This is a genomic window from Paracoccus sp. TRP (assembly GCF_000185925.1).
Taxonomy (GTDB): domain Bacteria; phylum Pseudomonadota; class Alphaproteobacteria; order Rhodobacterales; family Rhodobacteraceae; genus Paracoccus; species Paracoccus kondratievae.
This window is the reverse complement of sequence record NZ_AEPN01000007.1, coordinates 13,258-37,437: the sequence shown is the minus strand read 5'-3', so window position 1 is coordinate 37,437 and position 24,180 is coordinate 13,258. Positions and strand designations below refer to the sequence as shown.

The 24,180-nt window shown below is 62.4% G+C and carries 24 protein-coding genes; 10 read left to right on the top strand and 14 right to left on the bottom strand.

Annotated elements, in window-relative coordinates; all coding sequences use genetic code 11:
- Positions 1–5: 5 nt before the first annotated feature.
- From PARACOCCUSGL_RS0106175 to PARACOCCUSGL_RS0106160, 4 genes are read left to right on the top strand one after another with little or no spacing between them, the layout of a single operon-like run.
- Positions 6–977 carry an ABC transporter permease gene (locus PARACOCCUSGL_RS0106175; RefSeq protein ID WP_010394303.1) on the top strand — a complete coding sequence of 324 codons (972 nt, stop codon included), beginning with the start codon at positions 6–8 and terminating at the stop codon, positions 975–977.
- A gap of 3 nt (positions 978–980) precedes the next feature.
- Positions 981–1,859, top strand: a complete 879-nt coding sequence (locus PARACOCCUSGL_RS0106170) for an ABC transporter permease (protein ID WP_029371640.1) — start codon at positions 981–983, stop codon at positions 1,857–1,859.
- 3 nt (positions 1,860–1,862) lie between these two features.
- Positions 1,863–2,855, top strand: coding sequence for an ABC transporter ATP-binding protein (locus PARACOCCUSGL_RS0106165; protein WP_010394297.1), 993 nt, complete (start codon positions 1,863–1,865; stop codon positions 2,853–2,855).
- Entirely contained in the window at positions 2,852–3,802 is a 951-nt protein-coding gene (locus PARACOCCUSGL_RS0106160; protein WP_010394296.1) for an ABC transporter ATP-binding protein, read from the top strand. The genes PARACOCCUSGL_RS0106165 and PARACOCCUSGL_RS0106160 overlap by 4 nt, the downstream gene beginning before the upstream one ends.
- 58 nt (positions 3,803–3,860) lie before the next feature.
- Here the strand turns inward: PARACOCCUSGL_RS0106160 and PARACOCCUSGL_RS0106155 are convergent, their stop codons facing one another.
- The gene (locus PARACOCCUSGL_RS0106155) at positions 3,861–4,307 is read right to left on the bottom strand and encodes a hypothetical protein (RefSeq protein ID WP_010394295.1); all 447 of its coding nucleotides are present in this window, start codon (positions 4,305–4,307) and stop codon (positions 3,861–3,863) included.
- Between the two features lie 142 nt (positions 4,308–4,449).
- Between PARACOCCUSGL_RS0106155 and PARACOCCUSGL_RS0106150 the strand changes: the two genes are divergently transcribed.
- The gene (locus PARACOCCUSGL_RS0106150; protein WP_227493509.1) at positions 4,450–4,890 is read left to right on the top strand and encodes a MarR family winged helix-turn-helix transcriptional regulator; all 441 of its coding nucleotides are present in this window, start codon (positions 4,450–4,452) and stop codon (positions 4,888–4,890) included.
- A 91-nt stretch (positions 4,891–4,981) separates the two neighbouring features.
- Here the strand turns inward: PARACOCCUSGL_RS0106150 and PARACOCCUSGL_RS0106145 are convergent, their stop codons facing one another.
- Genes PARACOCCUSGL_RS0106145 through dsbD form a run of 4 tightly spaced genes read right to left on the bottom strand, consistent with a single transcriptional unit; the run spans position 4,982 to position 8,883 of the window.
- Positions 4,982–5,611 (bottom strand): DsbA family protein, encoded by a 630-nt coding sequence (locus PARACOCCUSGL_RS0106145; RefSeq protein ID WP_010394293.1) that lies wholly within the window; start codon positions 5,609–5,611, stop codon positions 4,982–4,984.
- Between the two features lie 36 nt (positions 5,612–5,647).
- The gene (locus tag PARACOCCUSGL_RS0106140; RefSeq protein ID WP_010394292.1) at positions 5,648–6,295 is read right to left on the bottom strand and encodes a DsbA family protein; all 648 of its coding nucleotides are present in this window, start codon (positions 6,293–6,295) and stop codon (positions 5,648–5,650) included.
- 9 nt (positions 6,296–6,304) lie between these two features.
- The gene (locus PARACOCCUSGL_RS20310) at positions 6,305–7,117 is read right to left on the bottom strand and encodes a TlpA disulfide reductase family protein (RefSeq protein ID WP_010394291.1); all 813 of its coding nucleotides are present in this window, start codon (positions 7,115–7,117) and stop codon (positions 6,305–6,307) included.
- Positions 7,114–8,883 (bottom strand): protein-disulfide reductase DsbD, encoded by a 1,770-nt coding sequence (gene dsbD / locus PARACOCCUSGL_RS0106130; protein WP_010394289.1) that lies wholly within the window; start codon positions 8,881–8,883, stop codon positions 7,114–7,116. Before dsbD ends, PARACOCCUSGL_RS20310 begins: the two co-directional genes overlap by 4 nt.
- A gap of 95 nt (positions 8,884–8,978) precedes the next feature.
- On the opposite strand from dsbD, the gene PARACOCCUSGL_RS0106125 reads away from it, so the two are divergent.
- A complete protein-coding gene (locus PARACOCCUSGL_RS0106125) occupies positions 8,979–9,659 on the top strand; it encodes a response regulator transcription factor (RefSeq protein WP_010394287.1) in 681 nt (226 codons plus the stop codon).
- Positions 9,656–11,023 (top strand): sensor histidine kinase, encoded by a 1,368-nt coding sequence (locus PARACOCCUSGL_RS0106120; RefSeq protein ID WP_010394286.1) that lies wholly within the window; start codon positions 9,656–9,658, stop codon positions 11,021–11,023. The genes PARACOCCUSGL_RS0106125 and PARACOCCUSGL_RS0106120 overlap by 4 nt, the downstream gene beginning before the upstream one ends.
- Before the next feature lie 30 nt (positions 11,024–11,053).
- Here PARACOCCUSGL_RS0106120 and PARACOCCUSGL_RS0106115 read toward each other — a convergent pair whose 3' ends face one another.
- Positions 11,054–11,755, bottom strand: coding sequence for a L,D-transpeptidase (locus PARACOCCUSGL_RS0106115; RefSeq protein WP_010394285.1), 702 nt, complete (start codon positions 11,753–11,755; stop codon positions 11,054–11,056).
- 161 nt (positions 11,756–11,916) lie between these two features.
- Here PARACOCCUSGL_RS0106115 and PARACOCCUSGL_RS0106110 point away from each other — a divergent pair, with 161 nt between their 5' ends.
- Positions 11,917–12,555, top strand: a complete 639-nt coding sequence (locus PARACOCCUSGL_RS0106110; RefSeq protein WP_010394283.1) for a DsbA family protein — start codon at positions 11,917–11,919, stop codon at positions 12,553–12,555.
- A 26-nt stretch (positions 12,556–12,581) separates the two neighbouring features.
- On the opposite strand, the gene PARACOCCUSGL_RS0106105 is transcribed toward PARACOCCUSGL_RS0106110, so the two are convergent.
- Both PARACOCCUSGL_RS0106105 and PARACOCCUSGL_RS0106100 read right to left on the bottom strand, forming a co-directional pair.
- Complete coding sequence (locus PARACOCCUSGL_RS0106105) at positions 12,582–14,102, bottom strand: AbgT family transporter (protein WP_010394282.1); 1,521 nt, start codon at positions 14,100–14,102, stop codon at positions 12,582–12,584.
- Positions 14,095–15,282 (bottom strand): amidohydrolase, encoded by a 1,188-nt coding sequence (locus PARACOCCUSGL_RS0106100; RefSeq protein WP_010394280.1) that lies wholly within the window; start codon positions 15,280–15,282, stop codon positions 14,095–14,097. The genes PARACOCCUSGL_RS0106105 and PARACOCCUSGL_RS0106100 overlap by 8 nt, the downstream gene beginning before the upstream one ends.
- A gap of 187 nt (positions 15,283–15,469) precedes the next feature.
- Between PARACOCCUSGL_RS0106100 and PARACOCCUSGL_RS0106095 the strand changes: the two genes are divergently transcribed.
- Together PARACOCCUSGL_RS0106095 and PARACOCCUSGL_RS0106090 are read left to right on the top strand one after the other, a co-directional pair.
- Positions 15,470–16,372, top strand: a complete 903-nt coding sequence (locus tag PARACOCCUSGL_RS0106095) for a LysR family transcriptional regulator (RefSeq protein WP_010394277.1) — start codon at positions 15,470–15,472, stop codon at positions 16,370–16,372.
- An 80-nt stretch (positions 16,373–16,452) separates the two neighbouring features.
- Positions 16,453–17,670 carry a PLP-dependent aminotransferase family protein gene (locus tag PARACOCCUSGL_RS0106090; RefSeq protein WP_010394274.1) on the top strand — a complete coding sequence of 406 codons (1,218 nt, stop codon included), beginning with the start codon at positions 16,453–16,455 and terminating at the stop codon, positions 17,668–17,670.
- A gap of 541 nt (positions 17,671–18,211) precedes the next feature.
- On the opposite strand, the gene PARACOCCUSGL_RS0106080 is transcribed toward PARACOCCUSGL_RS0106090, so the two are convergent.
- The 6 genes from PARACOCCUSGL_RS0106080 to PARACOCCUSGL_RS0106055 form a co-directional block, all read right to left on the bottom strand.
- Positions 18,212–18,997, bottom strand: coding sequence for an ATP-binding cassette domain-containing protein (locus PARACOCCUSGL_RS0106080; protein ID WP_010394269.1), 786 nt, complete (start codon positions 18,995–18,997; stop codon positions 18,212–18,214).
- A complete protein-coding gene (locus tag PARACOCCUSGL_RS0106075; RefSeq protein WP_227493529.1) occupies positions 18,994–19,974 on the bottom strand; it encodes an ABC transporter permease in 981 nt (326 codons plus the stop codon). Before PARACOCCUSGL_RS0106075 ends, PARACOCCUSGL_RS0106080 begins: the two co-directional genes overlap by 4 nt.
- Before the next feature lie 123 nt (positions 19,975–20,097).
- Positions 20,098–21,117 (bottom strand): sugar ABC transporter substrate-binding protein, encoded by a 1,020-nt coding sequence (locus tag PARACOCCUSGL_RS0106070; RefSeq protein ID WP_010394264.1) that lies wholly within the window; start codon positions 21,115–21,117, stop codon positions 20,098–20,100.
- Positions 21,118–21,213: 96 nt separating this feature from the next.
- Positions 21,214–21,957, bottom strand: a complete 744-nt coding sequence (locus PARACOCCUSGL_RS0106065) for an SDR family NAD(P)-dependent oxidoreductase (RefSeq protein ID WP_010394262.1) — start codon at positions 21,955–21,957, stop codon at positions 21,214–21,216.
- Between the two features lie 69 nt (positions 21,958–22,026).
- Positions 22,027–22,671, bottom strand: coding sequence for an HAD family phosphatase (locus tag PARACOCCUSGL_RS0106060; protein WP_010394260.1), 645 nt, complete (start codon positions 22,669–22,671; stop codon positions 22,027–22,029).
- A complete protein-coding gene (locus PARACOCCUSGL_RS0106055) occupies positions 22,668–24,161 on the bottom strand; it encodes an FGGY-family carbohydrate kinase (RefSeq protein ID WP_010394256.1) in 1,494 nt (497 codons plus the stop codon). Before PARACOCCUSGL_RS0106055 ends, PARACOCCUSGL_RS0106060 begins: the two co-directional genes overlap by 4 nt.
- Positions 24,162–24,180 lie beyond the last annotated feature (19 nt).

Below are 24,180 nucleotides of genomic sequence, written 5' to 3'. Positions count from 1 at the left end.
TCGAGATGTTCAAAGCTATCCTCAGGCAGCTGCTTTACGTAGCGGCCCTGATCCTTGCGGTCCTGGTCCTGAATTTTCTGCTGATCCAGCTTGCCCCCGGTGATCCGGCCGAGGTCATCGCCGGTGAAATGGGCGGAGCCAATGCCGAGGTCATGGCCGCGATCCGCGAGCAATACGGGCTCGACAAGCCGGTACTGACCCAGCTGGCCCTGTATCTGGGCCGCGCGTTGCAAGGCGATCTGGGCACCTCCTATTTCTACAATCGCCCGGTGGCCGAACTGATCCTGTCGCGCCTTGGACCAACGCTGCTTCTGGTGGCGACCGCGCTGGCTTTTGCGCTGATCATAGGCACGCGGCTGGGAATGCTGGCATCGCGCAATCCGCGCGGGATCGCCTCGGCACTGGTCACGGTGCTGTCGCTTGTCGGATATTCGGCACCGGTGTTCTGGACCGGGCTGATGCTCGTCATCTTGTTTGGCGCAACCATACCGCTGTTTCCGATCGCCGGGATGATCGACGTGGTGAAACAGGGTGGCCCGCTGGGCCGTGCACTGGACATCGCCCATCATCTGGTTCTGCCGGCGTTGACGCTGGGGCTGGTCTATCTGGCGCAATACAGCCGCCTGACCCGCGCCGCGATGCTTGAGGTTTTGGGCGCGGATTACATCCGCACCGCCCGCGCCAAGGGGGTCAGCGAGCGGCAGGTCTTTGGCCGCCACGCCTTTCGCAACGCCCTGCTGCCGGTCGTGACCGTCGCGGGCATGCAGTTCGGCACCATCATTTCGGGCGCGGTCCTGGTCGAGACGGTGTTCAGCTGGCCAGGACTTGGGACGTTGGCCTTTCAGTCGATTCTGGCCCGCGACTATCCCACTGTGATGGGTATCCTGTTCTTTTCCACTCTGATCGTCATCATCGCGAACCTGCTGACCGATTTCATCTCGCGTCTGCTGGACCCGCGCCTTGCCGGAGGTCGCTAAGACATGACCGCGCCCGCCAGAACCACGGTTCCAGCAGCCCGCGGCCCTATGGCCGAAGCCTGGGACATCTTTCGCCGCAGCCCTGCCGCCATGCTTGGCCTGTTGCTGCTGGGGCTGGTCATCCTGATGACCTTTGCCGGACCCTTTCTCTATCAGGTCGATCCGTTCGAAATCGTCTGGGCTCCGCTGACACCGCCGGGCGAGGAGGCGACAATTCCGCTTGGCACCGACAACCTTGGCCGCGACATCCTTGCCGGGCTGATCGAGGGCGGTCGCGCCACGCTGGCCGTCGGCTTTTCCGCCGCGCTGATCACCATGCTGATCGGGGTGGTGATCGGCGCCTACGCAGGCTTTTACGGCGGCTTTGTCGATGACATGCTGATGCGCGTCACCGAGTTCTTTCAGGTCCTGCCTCCGCTGCTGTTTGCCATGGTGGTGGTCACGTTGTTTCAGCCGACACTTATCAACGTGGCGCTGGCGATCGGCATCGTCAGCTGGCCCCAGACCGCACGACTGACCCGGTCCGAGTTTCGGCGCATCCGCACGCTGGAATATGTCAGCGCCATGCGCGCGGTCGGCGCGGGCGACGGCAATATCATCTGGCGCGTCATCCTGCCTAATGCTTTGCCTCCGCTGATTGTTTCGGCCACTCTGACCATCGGCATGGCCATCCTTTTCGAGGCAGGGCTTAGCTTTCTTGGCCTGTCGGACCCCAATGTCATGTCCTGGGGCCTGATGATCGGCACCGGACGCGAATATCTGCTGGACGCGTGGTGGGTGGTGACCCTGCCCGGCACGATGATCTTTCTGACCGTTCTGGGCATCAGCCTGGTCGGAGACGGGCTGAACGACGCCTTCAACCCCAGGATGAGAGAACGCTGAGCCATGATGACCGAACCCGTTCTGGACATCCGCAACCTCAAGGTCGATTTCGTCACCCGCCGCGGCGTGGCCCATGTCCTTGATGACGTGTCCTTCAGCGTCGCCGCTGGTGAGCTTTTGGCCATTGTCGGCGAATCCGGCTGTGGCAAAAGCATGACCGCGCTGTCGATCCTTGGGCTTATCCCCTCACCCCCGGGCAGGATCGTCGGCGGCAGCATCCTGTTTCAGGGTCGCGACCTGACCCGGTTGCGACAATCTGAGCTGCGCCGGATCCGGGGCGGCGATATCGCCATGATCTTTCAAGAGCCCATGACCTCGCTTAACCCGGTCTTTACCTGCGGTGAGCAGATCGCCGAGGCGGTACGCCTGCATCAAAAGGTCAGCCCCAGGGCCGCGCTTGCCCGCGCGGTCGAGATGCTGCGCGCCGTGGGCATCCCCGAACCCGAGCTGCGCGCCCGCGCCTATCCGCACCAGTTGTCAGGCGGGATGCGCCAGCGGGTGATGATCGCCATGGCACTGTCCTGCGAACCAAGGCTGCTGATCGCGGATGAACCGACGACGGCGCTGGATGTGACCGTGCAGGCGCAAATCTTTGCGCTGCTTGACGAGTTACGCCAGAAAACCGGCACTGCGATCATTCTGATCACCCATGACATGGGCGCAGTGGCCGAAATGGCGGACAAGGTCGCGGTCATGTACGCTGGTCGCATCATTGAGCGCGGTCCGGCGGATGCGGTTCTGGACAACCCCGGCCATCCCTACACGCGCGGGCTGCTTGCCAGCATTCCGCGCATCGACGCCGATCCCGACGCCGACCTGCCCGAGATCCCGGGCATCGTACCGGCCCTGACCGATCTTGGCCGGGGCTGCGCCTTTGCACCGCGCTGCGCGCTGGCAGTTCCGGCCTGCAACGCAGCCCAGCCGCATCATGTCGCGATGTCCCGGGATCACTCGGCCGCCTGCATCCGGCTGCAAGCCAATGAGGTTTCCGCATGAGCCAGCTTCTTTCCGTCCGCGACCTCAGGGTGCATTTCCCGACCGGGCGTGGCGGCACGATCCATGCGGTCGACGGCGTCAGCTTTGACATTCCACGCGGGCAGACACTGGGGATCGTCGGTGAATCCGGCTCGGGCAAGACCACGACGGCGCTGGCGGTCATGCGCCTTGCCCCGATCACCAGCGGCAAGATCGACCTTGACGGCATCCCCATCAGCCGCATCGAGGGCCAGGAGCTGCGCCGCGCCCGGCCACGCTTTCAGATGGTCTTTCAAGACCCCTTCTCATCCCTGAACCCGCGCGACCGGGTGGGGCGGATCATCCGCCAACCCATGGACCTGCTGGGTCTGCTTCAGCCACCCCAGCGCGATGCCCGGGTCGAAGAGCTGTTGGCTCAGGTCGGTCTGCGCCCCGAGCTGAAATCGCTGTACCCGCATCAGTTCTCGGGCGGGCAGCGCCAGCGCATCGGGCTGGCGCGGGCACTGGCGACCAAACCAGATCTGATCGTTTTTGACGAGCCAGTCTCGGCGCTGGATGTGGCGGTGCAAGCCCAGGTGCTGAACCTGATCCGACGATTGCAGCGGGAAACCGGGCTGACCTATCTGTTCATCAGCCACGATCTTGGCGTCGTCCGCCATGTCTGCGACGAGATCGCCGTGATGTATCTGGGCAGGATCGTGGAAAAGGCGTCGGCAGCGCGGATATTTGCCTCTCCCCGGCATCCCTATACGCAGGCGCTGATCGCCGCCGCCCCCTCGCTTGCGCCCGAGCATCGGCGCCGCGGCGGCGGGGCACGGCTGCAAGGCGATCCGCCAAGCCCGGTCAACCTGCCGCCGGGATGCCCCTTTGCCTCGCGTTGCCCAATCGCGGTCAACGACTGCCGTAGCCGGATCCCCACGTTGCGCGAGCTTGCCCCCGGCCAGGCCGTTGCCTGCCATCTGGCCTGACTGGCTGCCTGCAAGCTGCACGGAGCTTTGTGAAAGAGCCAATGCGTTACGCCGCAATTTACACATTGCGACGGCGCAACCGGCCCTTCATCATTAACCCATCGCGAAGATTGAGCCCAAGCAAGGTGATATTCACCGCCCCTGCAATCAACTCGATCGCCTGCACGATGTAGAAATAGGCATCAAACTCATCAGCTTTGGCCTTAAAGGCCAGAAACAGCGCCGCCGGGATCAAAAGCAACAACCCATTCACGACAATGATCGGCATGCGCCGCAGCTTTGCGTCGGCCAGCCTGCCTCGGCGACCTCGCATTAAGGAAAACCCGGTCCCTCCGGTCAGGGCCAGCGCGGGGACCAGCAGCAAAAAACCCCATGGAATAGCGGTCTTGACCTCAACAACTGCTGCTAAACCCAAAAACAGCTCTGAAATCACTGTCGAAAGCCAGAAACCTGCAACCGTCAGGAAAGCGACTAATCCGGCGATAGGGTGGATGATCTTTGGCATGACGCTTTCCTTTACAGAGCAAAATTGTAATCATGATGTCGATTTGGTATTATGATTACAATTAGATCTTTGACACCATGGTGTCAATCTAAGCACGGAGAGGAAAATGCAGCAAAAGGCGGCAACTCCAGAAGGCGAAGCCTTGACCGGGCTGATCCTGACCATGTTCCGCGTGAACAACCTGACGCTTGGCTGGGGGGACAGGCTGGTTGCGCCATTCGGCCTGACCAGCGCACGCTGGCAGGTTCTGGGCGCAATCGTTCTGTCAGAAATGTCACGCCCTGTGGCCTGGATCGCCCGCGATCTTGGCGCGAACCGTCAGAACGTTCAGCGCATAGTGAATGATCTGGAAAAAGAAGGGCTCGTCGAGTTTCAGCCCAACCCCCACCATCGCCGCGCGCAACTGGTGGTGCTGACCGAAAAGGGGCGCCAAGCCTATGAAGCGGCAATCGACGCCTATACCCCCCGGGTGAATGCGCTGGCAAAGGACCTGTCAGCCGAGGAAATCCGAACCGCGCACCGGGTCATGGCCACGCTGCGCGAACGGCTGGAGGCCGAGGCTGATCAGGAAGGACAGTCCTGACCATCATCGCCCCACCCAGGGACGACCACCGTCAGGCCGCCGCATCCCTGCCTGTCAGGATAGTCAGCGGCGCATCAGCCTTGGCGACACCCTACCGCAGGGTTTCTCTCGCACGTTCCACCAGCCCGCGCAGATCGGCGAGGCTGTATTGGCCAAAGGCGCCCTCATCGCCCGCAACAAAGGTCGGGGTACCGACCAGCCCCATATGTTCGGCCAGCATATGGCTCATCGAAATATGGCGCTCGATCTGTTCGGCAGCCATGTCGCGTTCAAGCCGGGCGATATCCAGACCGACCTCTCGCGCGGCGCGCATGGTTGCAACCTCGGTCACGCGGCCCTTGGTGCGAAACAGCGCGGTATGCATCTGCCAGTATTTCCCCTGCTGCAATGAAGCCAAAGAGGCGCGCGCGGCAAATTCCGAATCCTCGCCGAAAACCGGCCATTCACGAAAGACGACCCGCAGGTTCTTGTCCGAGGTGATCAGCCGGTGCATCGGATCGACCATCTTACGGCAGAACGGGCAGTTATAATCAAAGAACTCGGTCAGGGTGATGTCCCCCTGCGGATTGCCCAGAACCGGCGAGGTCGGGTCACGCTCAAGCGCCTTGCGCAGATCCTCGGGCATCGGGTTCTCACGCGTTTTCTTTGCAAGGGCCGGACGGCCCAGAACCGGCAGCGACAGCAGGCTCGCGCCCGCGAGGATCAGATTTCGGCGTTGCATGGGATCTCCTTTTTATAAAGTGGCGGGCGTTTCAGCTTAGATTTGACCTCGCGCCTCAGCGATGGCGCGACGCAGGCGGTTTTCGTCCATGGCACCCGGATAGACCGTTCCGCCGATGACAAAGACCGGCGTGCCGCCAAGGCCCAGCCCCGCCGCCTGGGCCGAGTTGCGCGATAAAAGCCCGTCCCACCGATCACGTTCGGCGCGATAGGCAGTCAGGGCGGTCCCGGGGTCAATGCCGGCCGCGTTCAAAACCTCGTGGATCTGATCCTGGGACAGCCGCGCGTCGGTCGCCATCAGCGCGTCATGGGCCTGATGATAGCGACCCATCGACACAGCGCCGAGCACCAGCTGACTGGCCAGAACCGAAGGTGCGCCAAGGATCGGCCAGTCCTTCATCACCAGCCGGATATCGCCTTCATCGCGGACCACCCGACTTAGCATGGCATGGCCCATCTTGCAGTAAGGGCATTGGTAATCGAAATATTCAGCAACGGTCAGTGCGCCTTGTTGATTGCCCAGCACCGGGTTGTCAGGATCGTGCAGCGCCTGATCGATCATCGCATCGGGCGTCGGCTTTACGCTGGCACCCTGTCTGCGGCTCAAAAGAAGCGCCCCTGTGGCAAGACCGGAAATGCCAAGGCCAGTGGTCGCGGCAAGAATATCGCGCCGGGTGATACTCATAACGTCTCCTTATCTTAGCTGCGCGGTCATTGCCGCCTGCGCAATCATGCGGGTCAGGGCGGCACGCGAAATCTCACCCATATGGGACGCGACCAGCCTGCCCTGCGCGTCAAAGATCAGCGTCGAGGGCAGGCCGATAGCACCCAGCTTTCCCATCAACCGGCTTTGCGGGTCACTGATCATCCCCTGTCCGGGCAGGCCCTCAGCAGCAAGAAAGCCCGTAATCCGGCGCAGGTCATCCCCCTGATTGACAAAGGCGAAATCGATGCCGGGGCTATTCGCGGCCAGATCGACCATCATCGGCATCTCGCGCCGGCACGGCGGGCACCAGGTCGCCCAAAGATTCAGCACCAACGGGCGGCCGCGCCCGGCAAGCTGCACCGCCTTTCCATCCAGCGTCAGCAACTGGATATCAGGCACGCTAAGCACAGGACGCGGAAGCGCGGCGATGACGGCCTGATGCGCCAGAAAGGCGACCGCTCCGCCCAGAACCAACGCCAGACCCGCGCCGTGCACACGGCGGAAAAGCATAAACAGCAGCAGGGCTGCGCCAGCGACCCAGCCCGCAGCAGGCAGAAAACCGCCCTGCCACAGGTTCAGCGCGTCCAGCGGATGGCTGGCAAAGCTGGACCGGTTCGCAAGGACGAAGCCAGCCCGCGCGGCAAGAACCCAGACCAGCGCCGCGATAATTGGCCAGCGCGCCGCATCGCGCCCTTTTGCCCGCGCTGCGACCTCAGCCAGCACAAAGAACAGGGCAAACGCCACCACGGCGGCAAAGCGTGCGCCGTCAAGGACCAACGGCCCGATCGAGATCGCATTCACAGCCCGATCTTCGCAATCGAGGCCAGCAGCGCGGCGCTGTCCATCGCGCCGATCAGCCGGCTGCCCGAAGCCTCAGCCCGCGAAGGATCCAGAAAGATCATCGTCGGCGGGCCAGCAGCAGCCAGATCCTGCATCAGCGCCTGTGCCTCGGCGTTAAAGCTGGTAACGTCCAGCCGGATCGGTGCCAGATCAGCCAGCGCGGCATGAACGGCGGGATCGGCCAGAGGCCCGCGCTCGATGGCGCGGCATGTCACGCACCAGTCAGCGGTAATGTAAACCAGCGCCGGACGCCCCTGAGCCGCGGTCAGGGCACGGCCAAGCTCGTCACGGGTCGAGACCTCGGCAAATTGTGGCCCTGCCTTGGTCGGAGCGGGCACGTCCCGTCCGGCAAGCGGCGCCAGCGGGCGCAGGGGATCACCGGCCCCCAGCGCCGCACCAAAACCCTGAACCAACCCGGCGAAAAGCAATAGCACCCCCATAGCCGCGCCAAGCCGCCGCGTACGCGTCGTATCGCATTCAAGCCGGTCCAGCGCACCCAGAAAGACCGCCATCCCGACCAGCAGGGCCGACCAAAGCGCCAGCGTCGCCGGACCCGGCAGCACCCGCCCCGCCAGCCAGATCGCAAAGCCCAGAAAGATCACGCCAAAGGCGCGTCTCGCGCCCTCCATCCAGCCACCGCTGCGGGGCAGGATGCGCGGACCAAAGAGCCCGATAGCAAGCAGCGGCAGCCCCTGTCCCAGCCCCAGCGCAAACAGCGCCGCAGCCCCTAAAATGACATCTCCGGTCTGGGCGATATAGATCAGCGCCCCGGCCAGCGGCGCGGTCACGCAGGGGCCAATGATCAACGCCGAGGTAAGGCCCAGCACCATAGCCCCCCCGACCGAGCCGCGACAGCTCCCGGCCCGGCCAAGGCGGGATAACAGCGCCTGCGGCAGGCGCAATTCGTAAAAGCCGAACATCGACAGGGCCAGCACCACGAATAGCACCGCAATGACAGCGATCGCGGCGGGCGATTGCAGCACCAGTTGCAGGTTCGCCCCCGACCACGCCGCAGCCACACCGAGCAGACCAAAGGCCACCGCCATCGCCAGCACATAGGCGCTGGTCAGCAACAGACCCCGCCGCGCGGTCAGACTTTCACCCTGCGCGGCGAGCATGCCCGCGACGATGGGCAGCATAGGAAAGACACAAGGGGTAAAGGCCAGCAGCAAGCCGAAGCCCAGAAAAGCCGCGATGACCAATGCACCCCCGCCGCGCAGGGCAAGCCCCTGCACCAACCCCTGATCCTGCGCCAGCGTCAGCCGCAGCCCGGGGCCAGCGGCCTGCGGCCTCCACTCCGCGCCTGCTTGGGCATCGCCTGCCATCAGCTTGCCCGTAGCGTCCAGCCGCGCGGTTTGTGGCGCATAGCAGATACCATCCTGCTGACAGCCCTGCCAACGCAGGGTCACCGGCCGATCCATCCTTTCAAGCCGGACCGAGACCGCGTCGCGATAGATCTGGCCCGTGCCGAAATAGGGGTCATCGTGAACCTCGCCCCCGGGCAAAGAAAGCGGCAGGCTCTGGCCGCCCGCCTCGGCAGAAAATTCGCTGCGGTAAAGATAATACCCCTCGGCGATGCGCCAGTTCAGCGAAAGCCCTGTTTCTCCATCGTGGCTGACGGAAAGGGCAAAGGCCTCATGCGGCGGCAAAGGTGCCTTGTGTGACTGGGCAGTGGAGGCGCTGGCGGCAAGGACCGCGATCAGCAGCGCCACAAGTGCGGGGAACAATCTCGTTATCATGGGCTCTGGCTAAAGACGCGACCTTAAGCCCACCTTAAGCTTTATCAACGATAGCGTGATCGTCACGAATTGCGGGGAAAACCATGCGCCTCTTGATTGTCGAGGACGATCCGGCCCTTGCAGACGGGTTAAGCGTCGGCCTGGGCCTGTCCGGATTCACCGCCGATGCGGTCGGAACACTGGGTGATGCCCGCGCCGCGCTGACGGGTGGCGGCTTTGCCGGCATGGTGCTGGACATCATGCTGCCCGATGGTTCGGGTCTGGACCTGTTGGCCGAGCTGCGCGCCGCGGGGTCGCGCCTGCCAATCCTGCTGCTGACGGCGCGCGATCAGGTACGCGACCGGGTACAAGGCCTTGATGCAGGGGCGGACGATTACCTTGGCAAGCCCTTTGACCTTGCGGAACTCGCCGCCCGCCTGCGCGCCATGCTGCGCCGGCAAGAGGGCCGGGCGGCGGCAGTGATCGAATGGAACGGGTTGCAGCTGGACCCGGCCACCATGCAAGGCAGGCGCGACGGTACGGATATCCCCTTTTCGCGCCGCGAGTTCACCATTCTTCAGGCGCTGATCGAACACCCCGGCGCGATCCTTGCCAAATCGGTGCTGGAAGAGCGGCTCTATGGCTGGCAGGCCGAAGTAGAGAGCAACACGGTCGAGGTCCATATCCACAAGCTGCGCGCCAAGCTTGGCCCCTCGTTCATCGAAACGGTCCGCGGGGCAGGCTATCGGCTGGGCAAGCCCAGCGAACAGGACGGTGGGGCATGAACTCGATCCGCAAACGGCTGTTCGTGATCCTGCTGGTCGCCACCGGCATCATCTGGCTATCTGCGATGGGCTGGATTCAGCATTCGACGCGGGTCGAGGTCGGCCATGTTCTGGACCGCCGCCTGCAGGAATCGGCCCGCATGGTCGCCTCGCTGATCCGTCGCAACGGCGGCATCGCCGCCCCCGATGCAGCTATGCTGGTCGATGAAGCCCCGGCCCTGGCAGGCACCGGACCGCATGATTATGCCCGACAGCTGATCTGTCAGGTCTGGGGCTTTGACGGCCAACTGAAAAGCGAATCCGACGGCGCGCCATCGGGCCAGCTTGCCCGGCAGGAAGGGTTCAGCGAGCGCGAGGCCGACGGCGAGGTCTGGCGCGTCTATACCCATGTGGACCGCGAGATGGGCGTGCGCGTCATGGTGGGCGATGCACGCTCGATACGTGAACGGCTGGTGCATGACGTCGCGATGGGACTGCTCGCACCCGCCCTGCTGATCCTGCCGCTGCTGGCGGTACTGATCTGGCTGGCGGTGCGCGGCGGGCTGGCGCCGCTTGACCGGCTGACTCAGGCGCTGTCGCGCCGTCCGGCGACCGATTTAAGCCCGCTGCGTCAGGTCGATGTAGCCTCGGAGCTGCGCCCGATGATCGAGGCACTGAACGGCCTGTTCCAGCGCGTCGAGGGGCTGCGCGAGCGCGAGCGCAGCTTTACCGCCTTTGCCGCACATGAACTGAAAACCCCGCTGGCCGGGCTGAAAACGCAGGCGCAAGTCGCCGCAATGGCCCCGGACACGGCAACCCGGGATCGGGCGCTGGGGCAGATCGCGCGCGGGGTGGACCGCACTGACCGGATGGTGCGCCAACTGCTTGATATGACAGCGGCCGAGAACGCCATCGACAGCGGCGCACCCCCGCAAGAAGGCGCGCGCATCCTTGCCGATGTCGCCGATGCGCTGGTGATTCTGGCGCAATCGCGCGGCGTCACCCTGCGGCTTGAGACCGGAGAAACCCGGTGGCGCACCACGCAGGCAGCCCTGCTGGCACCGGCACTGCGTAACCTGCTGGAAAATGCAATCCTCGCCTCGCCCAAAGGCGCGTGCGTCGAGGCACGGCTATTGCGGGACGGCGACACTGTACGCTTTGCGGTGCTGGACCGCGGCCCCGGTATTGCCGAGGCAGACCGCCCTCATGTCATCGAACGCTTTTATCGCGGTGCGTCCAGCCCCTCGGGCAGCGGCAGCGGGCTGGGCCTTTCGATCGTTGCCGCCGCGGTCCGGACGATGGGGGGTGAGCTGCGCCTGTCCCCGCGCCACAATGGCGGAGAGCGGGCAGAACTGATCCTGCCCGCCGCACCCCGCACCACCTGATCACATTTGGGGGTCGCCCGCTGCGCAGGCTCAGAAGATGGTGACCTGCGTGCCGATCTCGACCAGCGGGTAAAGCCTTGCGATATGTTCGTTATAAAGCCCGTAGCAACCGCTTGAGGATTTACGGCCAATCTTGCGCGTATCATGGGTGCCGTGAATCAGATAGGCCGGCCAGGACAGATACAGGGCATAGACCCCCAAGGGATTGTCCGGCGCCCCGCCTTCGACCCGCTGCGGCAGACTGGGATCGCGTTGACGCATACTGGGGGTTGGCGTCCAGGTCGGGTTCTGGGCCTTGCGCACCACCTCGGTCCGGCCGCGCTTGGTCAGCTCTTCCGACACCGGGATCGAAGAGGGGAACAGCAGATAGGTGTTCCCGTCGCCCGACCAGTAATGCAGCGCACGCGATGAGATATCCGCCAGAATGACCCCCTTGCCAAGCGAGGGGTAGAACTCGCTCCAATGCCGATTGCGGAACGAAGACAGGTTGCGGCGGCTGTCTTTGGTCGGGTCGATCTGATAGACGCCCACATCCGGCGCCTGCCCGGCAGTCGCCGAGCCATAAACGGCCTGCCCCGTCGTCGGATCAATGGCCTGAGCCGATGCAAGCCGCGGCAGCGCCAGCCCTCCGGCGATCAGCCCGCCCAGAAACGCACGTCTGCTTGCTGTGCCATCCACAGTCGCCGTTTTGCGGCGCGGATCATGCGGGGGTTGGTGGCAAGGTTGATTCATATTTCACGCTCCAGTCGTTCGGGGTATCGGATCCCGCGCCCGAATGGGCGAGAAAGCTTAACACCAGCTTAAGGGTGATCAGGCGCGAACAGTTCTGCGCTTAAGGCTTGGTTAAGGCCCGCCGCCTATCAATGCGCTCCAGATCGCAGAAGGACAGGCCCATGCCAGACAGAAAACTCCCCTCTCGCAACCGGCGCGAATTCCTGCAGACCGGCCTTGCGACAGGAGCCGTCATCATCACCGGCATCCCTGCCTCTGCACAGGAAAATCCCATGCCTGACGGGCTGCGTCAGGCGCTTGAACATGAAAAGCTGGGCGCAGTTCTGGGCAATCCCTCCGGTGATGTGACGCTGACCGAGTTCTTTGATTATAACTGCCCATATTGCCGCGCTTCGGTCGCTGACCTGCACCGGCTGATCCTTGAGGATCAGCAGTTGCGGGTGGTGCTGCGGGAATGGCCAGTCTTTGGTGCCGGATCACTTTATTGTGCAAAAGTCTCACTCGCCTCGCTGCGACAGGGAAAGTTCTGGCAGTTCCACACCAGCCTGATGCGCATCAAAGGTCCGGCGGATGACAAAAGCGCCATCGCCACCGCCAGCTCGGTCGGCCTCAACATGGGTCAGCTGCGCCGCGACATGGAGGACATCAATATCGCCCGCCAGATCGAGCATTCCTGGATTCTGGCCGAAAACATGGGGCTGTCCGGAACACCCACCTACATCGCCGGGGACTTCGGCGCGTTCGGCCAGCAATCCCTGGACGAGCTCAGGTCGATGATCGCAGAGGTGCGCGGGGCCTAGCCCAGCGCAAACTGCGCGCCGATCCTTTACGGATAGCTGACGGGAGTGCCGAACCCGACCGGCAGATCCAGAAAATACCACAGGACGATCAGGATCAGATATCCCAGCGAATAGGCGATGCTATAGGGGATGATCGCGCTGAAGATTGTCCCCATCCCCACATTGCGGTCATATTTCTGCGCCAATCCCAGCAGCACAGGAAAAAAGGCGTTCAGCGGAGTCAGCGGGTTGGCGACACTGCCTCCCATACGGTGGATCGCCTGCGTCAGCGCCGGATGGACACCAAGCTGCATCATCATTGGAACAAAGACCGGCGCAAAGACCAGATAACGCGCCGAACCGCTGATGATAAACATGTCCGCAACCGCTTCCAGCAGAAAGAACAGTATTAGGACAGCCACAACCGGCACCGCCAGCTGGGTCAGTGCCTGCCCGCCCCGAATGGCCAGTACCGCGCCCAGGTTCGATTCATTGAAAAGATACAGGAACTGGCTGACCACGATGGCGATGACAATAAAGGGAGAGACCGTCTTGACCGCCTCGGTCATCAGCCGCGCAAGATCGCTTAGGTTGCCGATCTTGCCGGTGCCAACCCCGAACACCGTCCCGGCCAGGAAAAAGACCATCAGCAGCAACGGAAAGATCAGTCGCATCAGCGGTGCATCGACCACCAGCGAACCCGAGGGCGAACGCAGAAAGCTGTTTTGCGGAATCGCTGCGACGATGACGGCCAAAAGGAACAACCCAACCGCCAGATAGCTGCGCCGCAGCGCCCGGCGCTCGACATCCGTGACCACGATATCCGGCGTCCCCGCCAGTTCGCCTTCGTATTTTCCAAAGCGCGGCTCGACAAAGACCACCGTCACGAAGGTGGCGATGGCAGCAACGACGATGGTGCTGGTCGCGAGCAGGTAATAGCCGTTCAGAATGTTCATGTCGAAGCTCTCATCATAAAGATGCGCCGACTGAACGCTGATCGGGGTCAGGATCACATCGAAACCGCCCGGGATAACGCTGACGCCAAAGGCGCCTCCGACCACGGCATAGCCAAGAAACAGGCCGACCAGCGGGTGCCGGCCCATGCCCAGAAAGACGCTAGCCGAAAGGGCCGGAATGATGGCAAAGGACACATCCCCCGCCACATTGCCGATAGCAGCGATGCAGGCGATGGCAAAGACGACATAAATGCCGCGGACATTGCGCAGAGATTGCTTAATCGCGACGGTAAAGAAGCCGACCTGTTCGGCAATACCGGTTACGGCGGCCATCACGATGACCACTGCCAACACCGGAAAGTTTTGCAGGTTCGCCGTCAGCCTGCTCATCCAGGTCAGAATACTGTCGATTGTCAGCATGCTGCGGACAGCGATCACCTCTCCTGACTGGGGGTGGGTGGCGGTGACACCCGCCCATGACAAAAGCGCCGAAAGCAGCAGTACCAGCGCGATAATGCCCAGAAATATCGCCAGAGGATGGGGGATCTTGTTGCCGATACGCTCGACCGCACTCAGAAACCCGCGCTTTTCGATGATGACCGCATCACTCATTAATTAACCCTTTACCGCCCGAGAGGCATTCGATCGCGTATTGCGCATGCAGCGCCGCACCCAGAACCAGTGAGTTTTCGTCGATATTGAAATTCGGATGATGATGCGGAAAGTCTGAGCCCAAAGAGGGATCTCGGATGCCGATAAAAGCAAAAACCCCGGGATAGCTGTCGAGGTAATCGGCAAAATTTTCAGACGCCATCAGCGTGTTGAACTTGGTCATTGACGAGGACAGGCCCAGATTGCGGACCGCCTGTTCGGCAATGCGGCTGAAGGTGGGATGGTTCTCAACAATCCCGCAACCCAAACCCCATTCAACCGTCGCCGTCGCCCGAAAGGTCTCGGCCGCGGTAATGGCCATACGCTCGACCGCCTGCACCATCTCAGCCTGAATCCGGGGCGAGGTGGTGCGCAAGGTCCCCTCGATCATCACTTCTTCGGGGATGATATTCGCGCTTTCGCCACCGGCGATTTTGCCAAAGCTTAGCGAAACCGGGGCAAGCGGGTCGATCTCACGGCTGGTGATGGTGGCGCAGTTCATCACGATCGCAGCCGCGGCGATGATCGGATCAACGCCGCGATTGGGATAGGCGCCATGGGTGCCGCGCCCCTTGACCCTGATCGACAGCTTTTTCCCGGACGCCATCCTTGGTCCCGCCTCGACCGAGATCTTGCCGGTCTCAAGCTCTGACCAAAGGTGAATCCCAAAGATGGACTGAATGGGGAATCGGGCCAGCTCGGCCTTGATTTCGGCGGTGCCCATTCCGACCTCTTCGGCCTGCTGGAAGCAAAGCTTTACCGAACCCTGCAGCGCATCGCGATTGGCCCAAAGGATGCGCGCCGCAGCCAGCAGCATGGCGACATGTCCATCATGGCCACAGGCGTGCATGACGCCGGGCACGGTCGAGATATAATCCAGATGGCTATTCGCCTCATGGATCGGCAGCGCGTCCATATCAGCACGCAGGGCGACCATCGGCTCGGCCCGCGCGCCGCTGATCGTCGCAACCAGCCCGTAATCCCCGACCCGGACATAGGGGATGCCGATCCCCTCCAGCTCTGTGGCGATCAGCTGCGAGGTCTTTTCCTCTTGCAAGGATAGTTCGGGGTTGGCGTGCAGACGTCGCCGGATAGCAATCATGTAGTCATGCTGAGCCCGAGCCCCTGCAAGAATATTCATCCGCTTCTCCTCCTGCGCGATCAGCGCGATTGCCTGCCGCAGCAGGAACAGAATTCTGGCAGACCTCTTACAAAGCCGGACCACAGCAAAGACGCCCGTCAGAGGTGACCAGGCGTAATGCTAACCATCTGGTTTCATACCCAGAAATACCTTATAAAGATCGCATCCATGCTGAACGGATATGGCAATGAAGCTAAGACAGTTGCGATATTTCCTGTCAGTCGTGGAATGCGGCAGCATCACCGCCGCCGCGCAGTCGATCCGCGTCGCTCAACCCGCCCTGACCCGGCAGATCCAGGAGCTGGAGACGGATCTTGGCACTCAGCTGTTCACCCGCACGGCCCGGGGAGTGACGCTGACGGATGCCGGGCTGCAACTTCAGCGCGACGCTGTGCGCCTGCTCAGCGATTTTGAACAGGCACGCCAGAATGCGATCCGCGCCGGACGGGGCGAGCTTGGGACCCTGTCGCTGGCCCTGCCCGTCATGCAGATCATCCCGGCCCAAATCAGCGAGCTGTTGCGTTCGCTGCGTGACGCACTGCCCGATGTATCAATGACCTTCAGCCACCTGCTGTCCGAAGCGCAGTTGCCTTTGCTGCGAAAAGGTCGCCTGGATGCCGGCCTGACGCTGTTTCGTCCGCCAAACGACCCCGAACTGGCCGGCATACCCATTTATTCCGCAGGGCTTGGCATCGGCTATCCCAGCGACTGGCGCTGGCCCGAAGGCCAGCCGAAACGACTAAAGGACCTCATAGGTCGCGATTTCGTCTGGCTGCCGCGCCATGTTGCGCCATTATGGCACGATTGGGTTATCCATGCCTTTCACGAGGCAGGCTTTGTGCCACAACCCGCTACACTGGCCGCCAATGGCTCAATGATGCTGTCGCTTGTGGCGGCGGGTATGGGTTGCGCCATCATGCCGATGGATGTGCATGTCCCGCCCAATGTCTCGCTGACGCGGCTTGAAGACCTGACTCTGACGCAGGATTGGGAGCTGGTCTGGCGCACAGACAACCCCTCGTCTGTTCTGCACCACGTGATAACGGTCGTCCGCACAGCCTATGAAATCAAGCTCGGAAACGTGACATAACCTTCCCGACACCCCCCATTGCATTCACCTGCGCAGAGGCGCAGTTATCGGGAGATTTTGTGGCCGGGAGTGTGGAATCAATGCAATGGTCTGATGTGTTTGCGACGCGGAACGCCCGGATGAAGGCGTCCGAAATCCGCGAATTGCTCAAGCTGCTGGACCAGCCCGACATCATTTCCTTTGCTGGTGGCATTCCCGACCCCGAGCTTTTCCCCGCCGAGGCGTTTTCCAAGGCCCTTGCCACCGCCATGCAGCCCGGACAGGCCAAGGTCGCATTGCAATATTCGGTGTCCGAAGGGTATCGCCCCTTGCGCGAATGGATCGCCGGGCGCATGGCCGATCTGGGCGTCTCTTGCGATGCGGACAATATCCTTATCACCTCGGGTTCGCAGCAGGCACTTGATTACCTAGGAAAGCTTATGCTGTCGCCGGATGATACGGCGCTGGTCACATGGCCCAGCTATCTGGGTGCGCTTGGTGCGTTCAATGCCTATGAGCCGCGCTATGCCCGCCTTGATCCGTTCAGCAACGAGTCCCCCGAACTGCTGAAGGCGCAGGCCGGGGCCGCAGGCGGCGCAATCAAATTCGCCTATCTTTCGCCTGAATTCGCCAACCCCACCGGGGAAACCCTGTCCCTGGCAGGGCGTGAGGCGCTTCTTGATCAGGCCGAGGCTCTTGGCATCGCGATCATCGAGGACGCGGCCTATCAGTCCCTGCGGTTTGACGGCGATTCAATTCCTCCGATCCTTGCTCTCGATGTCGCCCGAAATGGCGGGATCGAAAAGACCCGCACCATCTATTGCGGCACCTTCTCAAAAACCCTGTCGCCCGGCCTGCGCGTCGGCTGGGTTTGCGCAGCCAAGGACGTGATCGGGCGGCTGGTGCTGATGAAACAGGCTGCCGACCTGCATTCGCCCACACTGAACCAGATCGCGACGAATGACGTGGCCCGTGCGCTGTTTGACGAACATGTCAACCGCCTCCGCACGGTCTATTCCGCCCGCCGTGACCGGATGATCGCGGCGCTTGAGCGCGAAATGCCCGCAAATGTTCACTTTACCCGGCCCGAAGGCGGGATGTTCATCTGGGTAACGCTGGACCCGTCGATTGACGCGGCAGAGCTGCTTGCCCGTGCCGTCCGTGACGCCCGGGTGGCCTTCGTGCCGGGGGGCGCGTTCTTTGCCGATGGGTCGGGGCGCAACACGCTGCGACTAAGCTTCTCTTGCGCCAGCGACCAGCAAATCGACGAAGGCATCCGCCGGCTTGGCGAAATGCTGAAGGCGCCGGCAGCAAGGTAAAGCTGCCGGGGTGGGCACCATTTAGCCTCTACCTCAGCCCAGCCGCACGGCGACAGCAGCGTCATCCATCGATTCGGCTGCCCGGACCTGCGGCTGGCGCATCGCGGATATGAGCGGACAGAACCGGATCACCAACAAGACCAGATCAGAAACTGGCCCGGTCAGTTCGCCATCATACTGCGCGACAATGCGGCTCTCTGTATCCGAACCGCTCCGGTCCCCGGGGCATCCTTTGGGCCAAACCCTGTTGCACTGATTGATCAGCCCCTGATGCATGCACGGTACGTACTTTCGCGGCCAGTGGCTTAAGTCGCGATAACAGCCCCAGTGTCCGCCTGCATCCTGTTTCGGACCGGTCTTGCCAACCGCCGCACCGTGCCTGGGTCCTTCGGTGTCCGACGAGGGGCAAGGAAGACAGCACTGAACCGGAGCGATTTCTGCAATGGCTTCTCCCTGATCGCGATGTAGTCGCCGCCCCCGCCGCCAGCATCAGCAAACCGGCAAGCAGACCCTGCCCCCTTTCGGGGCTAAGCCGGGCTTGTCATCCGACCACCTCTGCCGGGTTGCTTTCCGGACCAAGCGCCCCCGTCATCAGCCCGACCACATCGGGCATACTGCAATTCTTTGGCCTGACGGTGCAAAGCCGCTTTCCCAGCCGGTGTATGTGGATGCGGTCCGCAATCTCGAACAGATGCGGCATATTGTGCGAGATCAGGACAATCGACAGCCCCCTGGCCTTCAGCTCGGCAATCAGGTCCAGAACGCGCTGTGACTCCTTGACTCCCAGCGCAGCGGTCGGTTCGTCAAGGATGATGACCCGGGACCCGAAGGCCGCAGCCCTTGCCACGGCGATGCCCTGTCGCTGACCGCCGGACAGGGTCTCGACCGGCTGATTGATGTTCTGGATGGTCATCAAGCCCAGCTCATTCAGCTTTTCACGAGCGAATGCGCGCATCCGCCCCCAGTCGAGCATCCGCAACACCGATCCGGCGAAACCCGGTCTGCGCAACTCGCGCCCCATGAACATATTGTCGGTGATCGACAGGGCCGGAGACATGGCAAGCGTTTGATAAACCGTTTCTATCCCCGCGCGCTGCGCCTCTTTGGTCGAGTTGAACTGAACCGGTTGGCCCTGAAACCGGATTTCGCCCGCGTCGGGCCGAACCGCGCCGGACAAGGCCTTGATGAGCGAGGATTTTCCGGCACCGTTATCGCCGATCACGGCAAGAATCTCGCCAGGATACAGGTCGAAATCAGCACCATCCATCGCGACGACATGGCCGTAACGCTTGACCAGCCCACGGGCCTGCAGAATTGGTTGGGTCATGATGTTACCTTTCTGATCCACTGATCGACCCCGACCGCCACGATGATCAGCACGCCAATCATCAGATAGGTCCATTGCGCGTCAGCCCCGAGCAGGCGCAGGCCAAGGGTAAAGACCCCGACGATCAGGCCGCCGAACAGGGTACCCATGATCGAGCCACGCCCCCCGAAAAGCGAAATCCCCCCGATGACGACAGCGGTAATGCTTTCGATGTTCGTCAGCTGACCAACATTGGGTGAGACAGACCCGATCCGCCCGATCATCACCCACCCGGCAAGAGCGCAGATCAGCCCCGCCACTGCATACACCGAGATCAGCGTGCCCCGCACATTCACCCCGGAAAGCTCGGCCGCGCCCGGATCGTCGCCCACGGCATAGACATGCCGTCCCCAGGCCGTATGGCGCAGCACAAAGGCCAGAAACAGCACCAGCGCCAGCATGAAGATGGTGCCAAGGGTGAAATCGGTCCCGGCGATGTTCTGTTTCGCGGCAAAGAGATGCAGCAGCGGTGCTTCTGCCGCGATATCCTGCGCCCGGATCGTTTCATTGCGGGAATACAGGAAATTCGCCGCCATCAGGATCTGCCACATGCCCAGTGTCACGATGAACGGCGGCAGCCGCATGATCGACACGAGCAGCCCGTTGATCGCACCAAACAGCGCACCCGCCGAAAGCCCGCACAGGATCGACAGACCCGGCGGCAGGCCATAGCGGAACGTGAACTGCCCCATGATAACCGAGCTTAGCACCATGATCGCCCCAACACTCAGGTCGATTCCCGCGGTGATAATGACAAGGCTTTGCGCCGCGCCGACGATCCCGACAATGGCGACCTGTTGCAGGATCAGCGTCAGCGCGAGCGGGGAAAAGAACCTCGGCCCGATCAGGATGCCAAAGACCAGGACCGAAACGACAAGGACCAGCAGCGGCACCAGCGAAGGGTTGGTATGCAGCGCATGCTGAACGCGATCCAGCATCGAGCGCCCGCCCCCGTGCCGGAAGCTGTCGGCCGAGACCGACTTTTCTGTAGATGTCATGAATAGTCTCCCAGGTGCTTCTGAAAGGCAAAGAGGCAGCAGCGGCCTCTTTGCCCGATGAGCTTAGCCCCAGCAGAGCTTGGCGCCTTCGGCAGAGTCGATCGACTCCAGCCCCTCGACCGGCTTGTCGGTAATCAGGGTCGTACCGGTGTCAAAAAAGTCTTTCCCGGGCTCCAGTTCAGGCTTTTTCCCGGTTTCGGCATATTCCTTGATCGCATCGATACCCATTTGCGCCATGCGCATCGGATATTGCTGCGCTGTCGCGCCGATAATGCCTTCGGCAATGTTCTTGACGCCCGGACAACCCCCGTCCACCGAAACCAGCAGCACATCTTTTTCACGACCAGCCGCAACCAAAGCCTCATAGGCGCCCGCCGCAGCCGGTTCGTTGATCGTATGGACAACGTTCACGTCCGGATTGATTTGCAGGATGGTTTCCATCGCCTTGCGGCCACCCTCTTCGGCACCGTCGGTATAGGCATGGCCGATGATACGACTGTCATCCTCATCCCCGATCACCCTGGGATCCTTGACGTCGATACCAAAGCCGGACATGAACCCCTGATCGCGCTGGTAATCCACTGCGACCTGACTTGCGTTCAGATCCAGAAAACCGATCCGTGCCTCGGCGGCCTTGTCGCCCAGTTGGGCTGCCGCCCATTTGCCGATCAGTTCGCCCGCCTTGAAGTTATCGGTCCCAAAGGTCGCATCCGCCGCATCAACAGGATCAAGCGGTGAATCCAGCGTGATGAAAAGGATCCCCGCATTCCTTGCCTGTTCGACCAGAGGGACGATGGCCGCACTGTCGTTGGGCGACATCAGAATTCCCTTTACACCTTCGAACATGCAGGTTTCGATTGCCGCGACCTGCGCCTCATGATCGCCGTCATATTTGCCGGCAAAGGTTTTCAGCTCGATCCCGACTTCTTTGGCGCGTGCGACCGCCCCTTCACGCATCTTTGCGAAAAAGGGGTTGCTGTCGGTCTTGGTGATCAGGCAGGCACTGATCTCGGCGGCACCTGCGGAGGCAGCAAAAGCGGCGCAAAGGCCAAGAAAAGCCACGGTTGAAAGGATGGGTTTCATTATTCATCTCCACTGTTGGACAGGCGTGCGAAGGCAGCGGGCAAAATGCGCAACCGCACCCTTGCCCGTACCGGTTTGCTTCAGAGGCGGGACAAATCAGCCGGTGTGGTAACCACCGTCGACGGGCAGAACCGCCCCGGTAACAAAACCAGCCGCGTCAGAGGCCAGAAACAGCGTGGGGCCAACCAGATCCTCGACAGTGCCCCACCGCTTGGCCGCCGCGCGCTGCGCGATGCGGTCTGCGGCCTCGGATTCGGACCACAGCGGCTTGGTCATCTCGGTCTTGTGGTATCCGGGCGCAATGGCGTTGACGCGGATGCCGTCGGCACCCCATTGATGGGCAAGCGCACGGGTCAACCCGACGATCCCCGTCTTGGAGGCGGTATAGGACGGGACCGTCGGATCCGCGAGATAGGACAACATTGACGCAACATTGATGATATTGCCGCGCCGGGCCTTCAGGCCGGGATAGGCCGCCCGCGCAAGCCGCATCGCGCTGTTCAGGTTGATGTCCATGACTGCGAGAAAAGTTTCCTCGTCCCATTCATCGCCGGGACGCGCGACACCCTGACAGTTGACCAGAACATCCAGCTCGCCCAGCTTTTCAAACCGCGCCCGAACCGCGTCATGGTCCCGGACATCCAGCCGCTCAAAGGACAGGTTCGGCCTTGCCTGGGCTTGCGCCCCGGCTAGCCGCTTTTCCGAGCCCCCGGTCGCAATCACCGTTGCACCGCAATCGGCAAACCCCTTGGCCAGGGCAAGGCCGATACCACCAGTGCCGCCGGACAGCAAAACGGTCTTGCCGGCAAAGGTAGTGCCGAAGACCTCCTGATAACCCATAACGTCACTCCTCCTCTGAGTTTTCACCATCTACACCGAGGCGCGGCCTTAAAGGCCGGGATCGGTTCGTCATTCCTGCGGCAGCAGACCCAGCCGTCCGAACAGGCCCGCAAGTTTGCCAGGGCTGGCGATCAACGCCCCCGCAGGCGGCTTTAACGTGGGAATCTGCGGACAAAAAATCGTCGTCATTCCGGCTGCCAGACCGGCGGCAGCACCCGTGGGACTGTCCTCAACGACGACGCAGTCGGCTGGCGGAACCCCAAGGCGCTCTGCGGCCAGCAGGTAGCCTTCGGGATCGGGTTTGCCGCGGCGAACATCGTCACGGCTGACTGTCACCGGAAAATAGCGGGCAAGGCCGGCGACCGACAAATTATGTTCAACCTCGGCACGCGTCGAATTCGAGACAAGGGCCATGTCCCGACCGGCATTGGCCAGCGGTGCCAACAGATCCGCCTGCGACAGCCTCGTGATCCGGTCCGCCGTCTCGCGGTAATGCCGCCATTTCACCGCGCGCCAGCCTGCACGATCCAGCGTGATGGCGGTTTGAGCCACCAAAGCTTCATGCACGCGGTCCTCGCTCGCGCCCAAAAGCCGGTCGTGAAACTCTGCCGGTACCGACAGGCCCAGCTCGGCAATCGCCGCATCAAAGGCCAGTTCGTGAGCAGGCTCACTATCGACCAGCGTCCCGTCGAGATCCCACAGAACCGCCCTCATATCAGCGCATCCAGTTCAGCGTAAAATGGCTGCGCAGCGGCGTAGAGCTTTTCATAGATCGGCATCATCCTGTCATAGCAATCCGCCCATTCCGGTTCGGGCAGGATTTCACGATCAAAGACCACCATACGCCGGACTGCCTCGGCCAGATCCGGCGCATCGCCGACAGCGACCGCCATCATCGCAGCAGCCCCGATGACGCCGCATTCCAGCTCGCGCGGGACCAGATAGGGGACGCGATACATGCTGGCCTTGATCCGCAGCCAAAGGTCGGATTTTGCACCGCCGCTGGCCGCAACGAACCGCTCGGGGCGCCGGCCCTGCGCCTGAAGCGCCCCAAGCCTGAGGCGCACGGAAAAGGCCACGCCCTCCAGCACGGCCCGATGCAATTCGGGCAGTCCATGCGCGGCGGTCAATCCAAAGAATTGCGCGCGCGAATTGCGGTATTCGCCAAAGCGTTCCCCCGACAGATAGGGCAAAAAGAACAGCTTGCCGGAACCCGGCAAAGCGTGCCGTGCAGCATCGGCAATCTCGGCATAGCTACGGCGATTTTCGTGAAAGGCGCGCCGTGCCCATCTCATCGCATCACCACCCGCATCAAGCAGGGTCAGGCTGCCCCAATTTCCCTCGACCGTCGCGACATTCGAGACCTCGGGGTCGATGACCGGGGCGTCGTGCAACAGCGTCACAATCGTCGAGGTCCCCGTGACATCCGAAGCCATGCCGGGCGCCATGACGCCCGACCCAAGCAGGGCAACGGGATAATCACCGCCTCCGACCAGAACTGGCAGCCCTTCGGCAAGGCCCAGCCGCGCGGCGGCCTGCGGCGTCAACCCGCCCAGCACCTCGACCGGATCACGAAGCGGCGGCAGCAGATCGCGCGAAATCCCGGCCAGAGCCAGCAGTTCGCCGGACCAGTCGCGGGTCGCAGCGTCCATCAGAAAGCTCATCGACCCTTCGGTTCGGTCCTGTGCGCGAACGCCGGTCAGCTTGAAGTTGATCCAGTCCTTGGGCATCAGAACGGTCCGGGTGGCCGCCATGGCCGCCGGGTCATGGGCCGCCAGCCAGCGCAGTTTGAAAGCAGGCCAGGCCGGGCTTGGCGGGTTGGCCGTCCGCGCAAGGTATTCCCCCGGGGCGTGGCGGGCAGCAAAATCCCCGACGTCAGCCAGCGTGCGCTTGTCGTTCCACAGCGGCACCGTCTCACGCGTAAGCTGACCGTCCGCGTCGATCAGAACCGTCCCGTGCATCTGTCCGCAGGCACAGATCGCCGAGACACGGGCCGGCGCGTTCTCGACCCGGGTCAGCACGTCACGGATCGCCTCAACCGTGCCTGCCCACCAATCCGCCGGGCGCTGCTCGGACCAGCCGAACTGCGGCACAATCTGTTCATGCTCGCGGCTGCTCATGGCAAGGATCGTACCACGACGCTCGACCAGCGCCGCCCGCAGGCTGCCGGTGCCGACGTCAATGGCAAGATACAGGTCACGCATGGCAGGTTCCCTCAGGTAT

Coding starts and splice junctions, on each gene's coding strand:
- PARACOCCUSGL_RS0106155 (WP_010394295.1), bottom strand. CDS start 4,307: ATGCCAAAGATCATCCACCCTATCGCCGGATTAGTCGCTTTCCTGACG.
- PARACOCCUSGL_RS0106120 (WP_010394286.1), top strand. CDS start 9,656: ATGAACTCGATCCGCAAACGGCTGTTCGTGATCCTGCTGGTCGCCACC.
- PARACOCCUSGL_RS0106075 (WP_227493529.1), bottom strand. CDS start 19,974: ATGCTGGATCGCGTTCAGCATGCGCTGCATACCAACCCTTCGCTGGTG.
- PARACOCCUSGL_RS0106070 (WP_010394264.1), bottom strand. CDS start 21,117: ATGAAACCCATCCTTTCAACCGTGGCTTTTCTTGGCCTTTGCGCCGCT.
- PARACOCCUSGL_RS0106170 (WP_029371640.1), top strand. CDS start 981: ATGACCGCGCCCGCCAGAACCACGGTTCCAGCAGCCCGCGGCCCTATG.
- PARACOCCUSGL_RS0106110 (WP_010394283.1), top strand. CDS start 11,917: ATGCCAGACAGAAAACTCCCCTCTCGCAACCGGCGCGAATTCCTGCAG.
- PARACOCCUSGL_RS0106125 (WP_010394287.1), top strand. CDS start 8,979: ATGCGCCTCTTGATTGTCGAGGACGATCCGGCCCTTGCAGACGGGTTA.
- PARACOCCUSGL_RS0106165 (WP_010394297.1), top strand. CDS start 1,863: ATGATGACCGAACCCGTTCTGGACATCCGCAACCTCAAGGTCGATTTC.
- PARACOCCUSGL_RS0106160 (WP_010394296.1), top strand. CDS start 2,852: ATGAGCCAGCTTCTTTCCGTCCGCGACCTCAGGGTGCATTTCCCGACC.
- PARACOCCUSGL_RS0106065 (WP_010394262.1), bottom strand. CDS start 21,957: ATGGGTTATCAGGAGGTCTTCGGCACTACCTTTGCCGGCAAGACCGTT.
- PARACOCCUSGL_RS0106095 (WP_010394277.1), top strand. CDS start 15,470: ATGAAGCTAAGACAGTTGCGATATTTCCTGTCAGTCGTGGAATGCGGC.
- PARACOCCUSGL_RS0106115 (WP_010394285.1), bottom strand. CDS start 11,755: ATGAATCAACCTTGCCACCAACCCCCGCATGATCCGCGCCGCAAAACG.
- PARACOCCUSGL_RS0106060 (WP_010394260.1), bottom strand. CDS start 22,671: ATGAGGGCGGTTCTGTGGGATCTCGACGGGACGCTGGTCGATAGTGAG.
- PARACOCCUSGL_RS0106055 (WP_010394256.1), bottom strand. CDS start 24,161: ATGCGTGACCTGTATCTTGCCATTGACGTCGGCACCGGCAGCCTGCGG.
- PARACOCCUSGL_RS0106100 (WP_010394280.1), bottom strand. CDS start 15,282: ATGAATATTCTTGCAGGGGCTCGGGCTCAGCATGACTACATGATTGCT.
- PARACOCCUSGL_RS0106105 (WP_010394282.1), bottom strand. CDS start 14,102: ATGAGTGATGCGGTCATCATCGAAAAGCGCGGGTTTCTGAGTGCGGTC.
- PARACOCCUSGL_RS0106090 (WP_010394274.1), top strand. CDS start 16,453: ATGCAATGGTCTGATGTGTTTGCGACGCGGAACGCCCGGATGAAGGCG.
- PARACOCCUSGL_RS0106175 (WP_010394303.1), top strand. CDS start 6: ATGTTCAAAGCTATCCTCAGGCAGCTGCTTTACGTAGCGGCCCTGATC.
- PARACOCCUSGL_RS0106145 (WP_010394293.1), bottom strand. CDS start 5,611: ATGCAACGCCGAAATCTGATCCTCGCGGGCGCGAGCCTGCTGTCGCTG.
- PARACOCCUSGL_RS0106080 (WP_010394269.1), bottom strand. CDS start 18,997: ATGACCCAACCAATTCTGCAGGCCCGTGGGCTGGTCAAGCGTTACGGC.
- PARACOCCUSGL_RS0106140 (WP_010394292.1), bottom strand. CDS start 6,295: ATGAGTATCACCCGGCGCGATATTCTTGCCGCGACCACTGGCCTTGGC.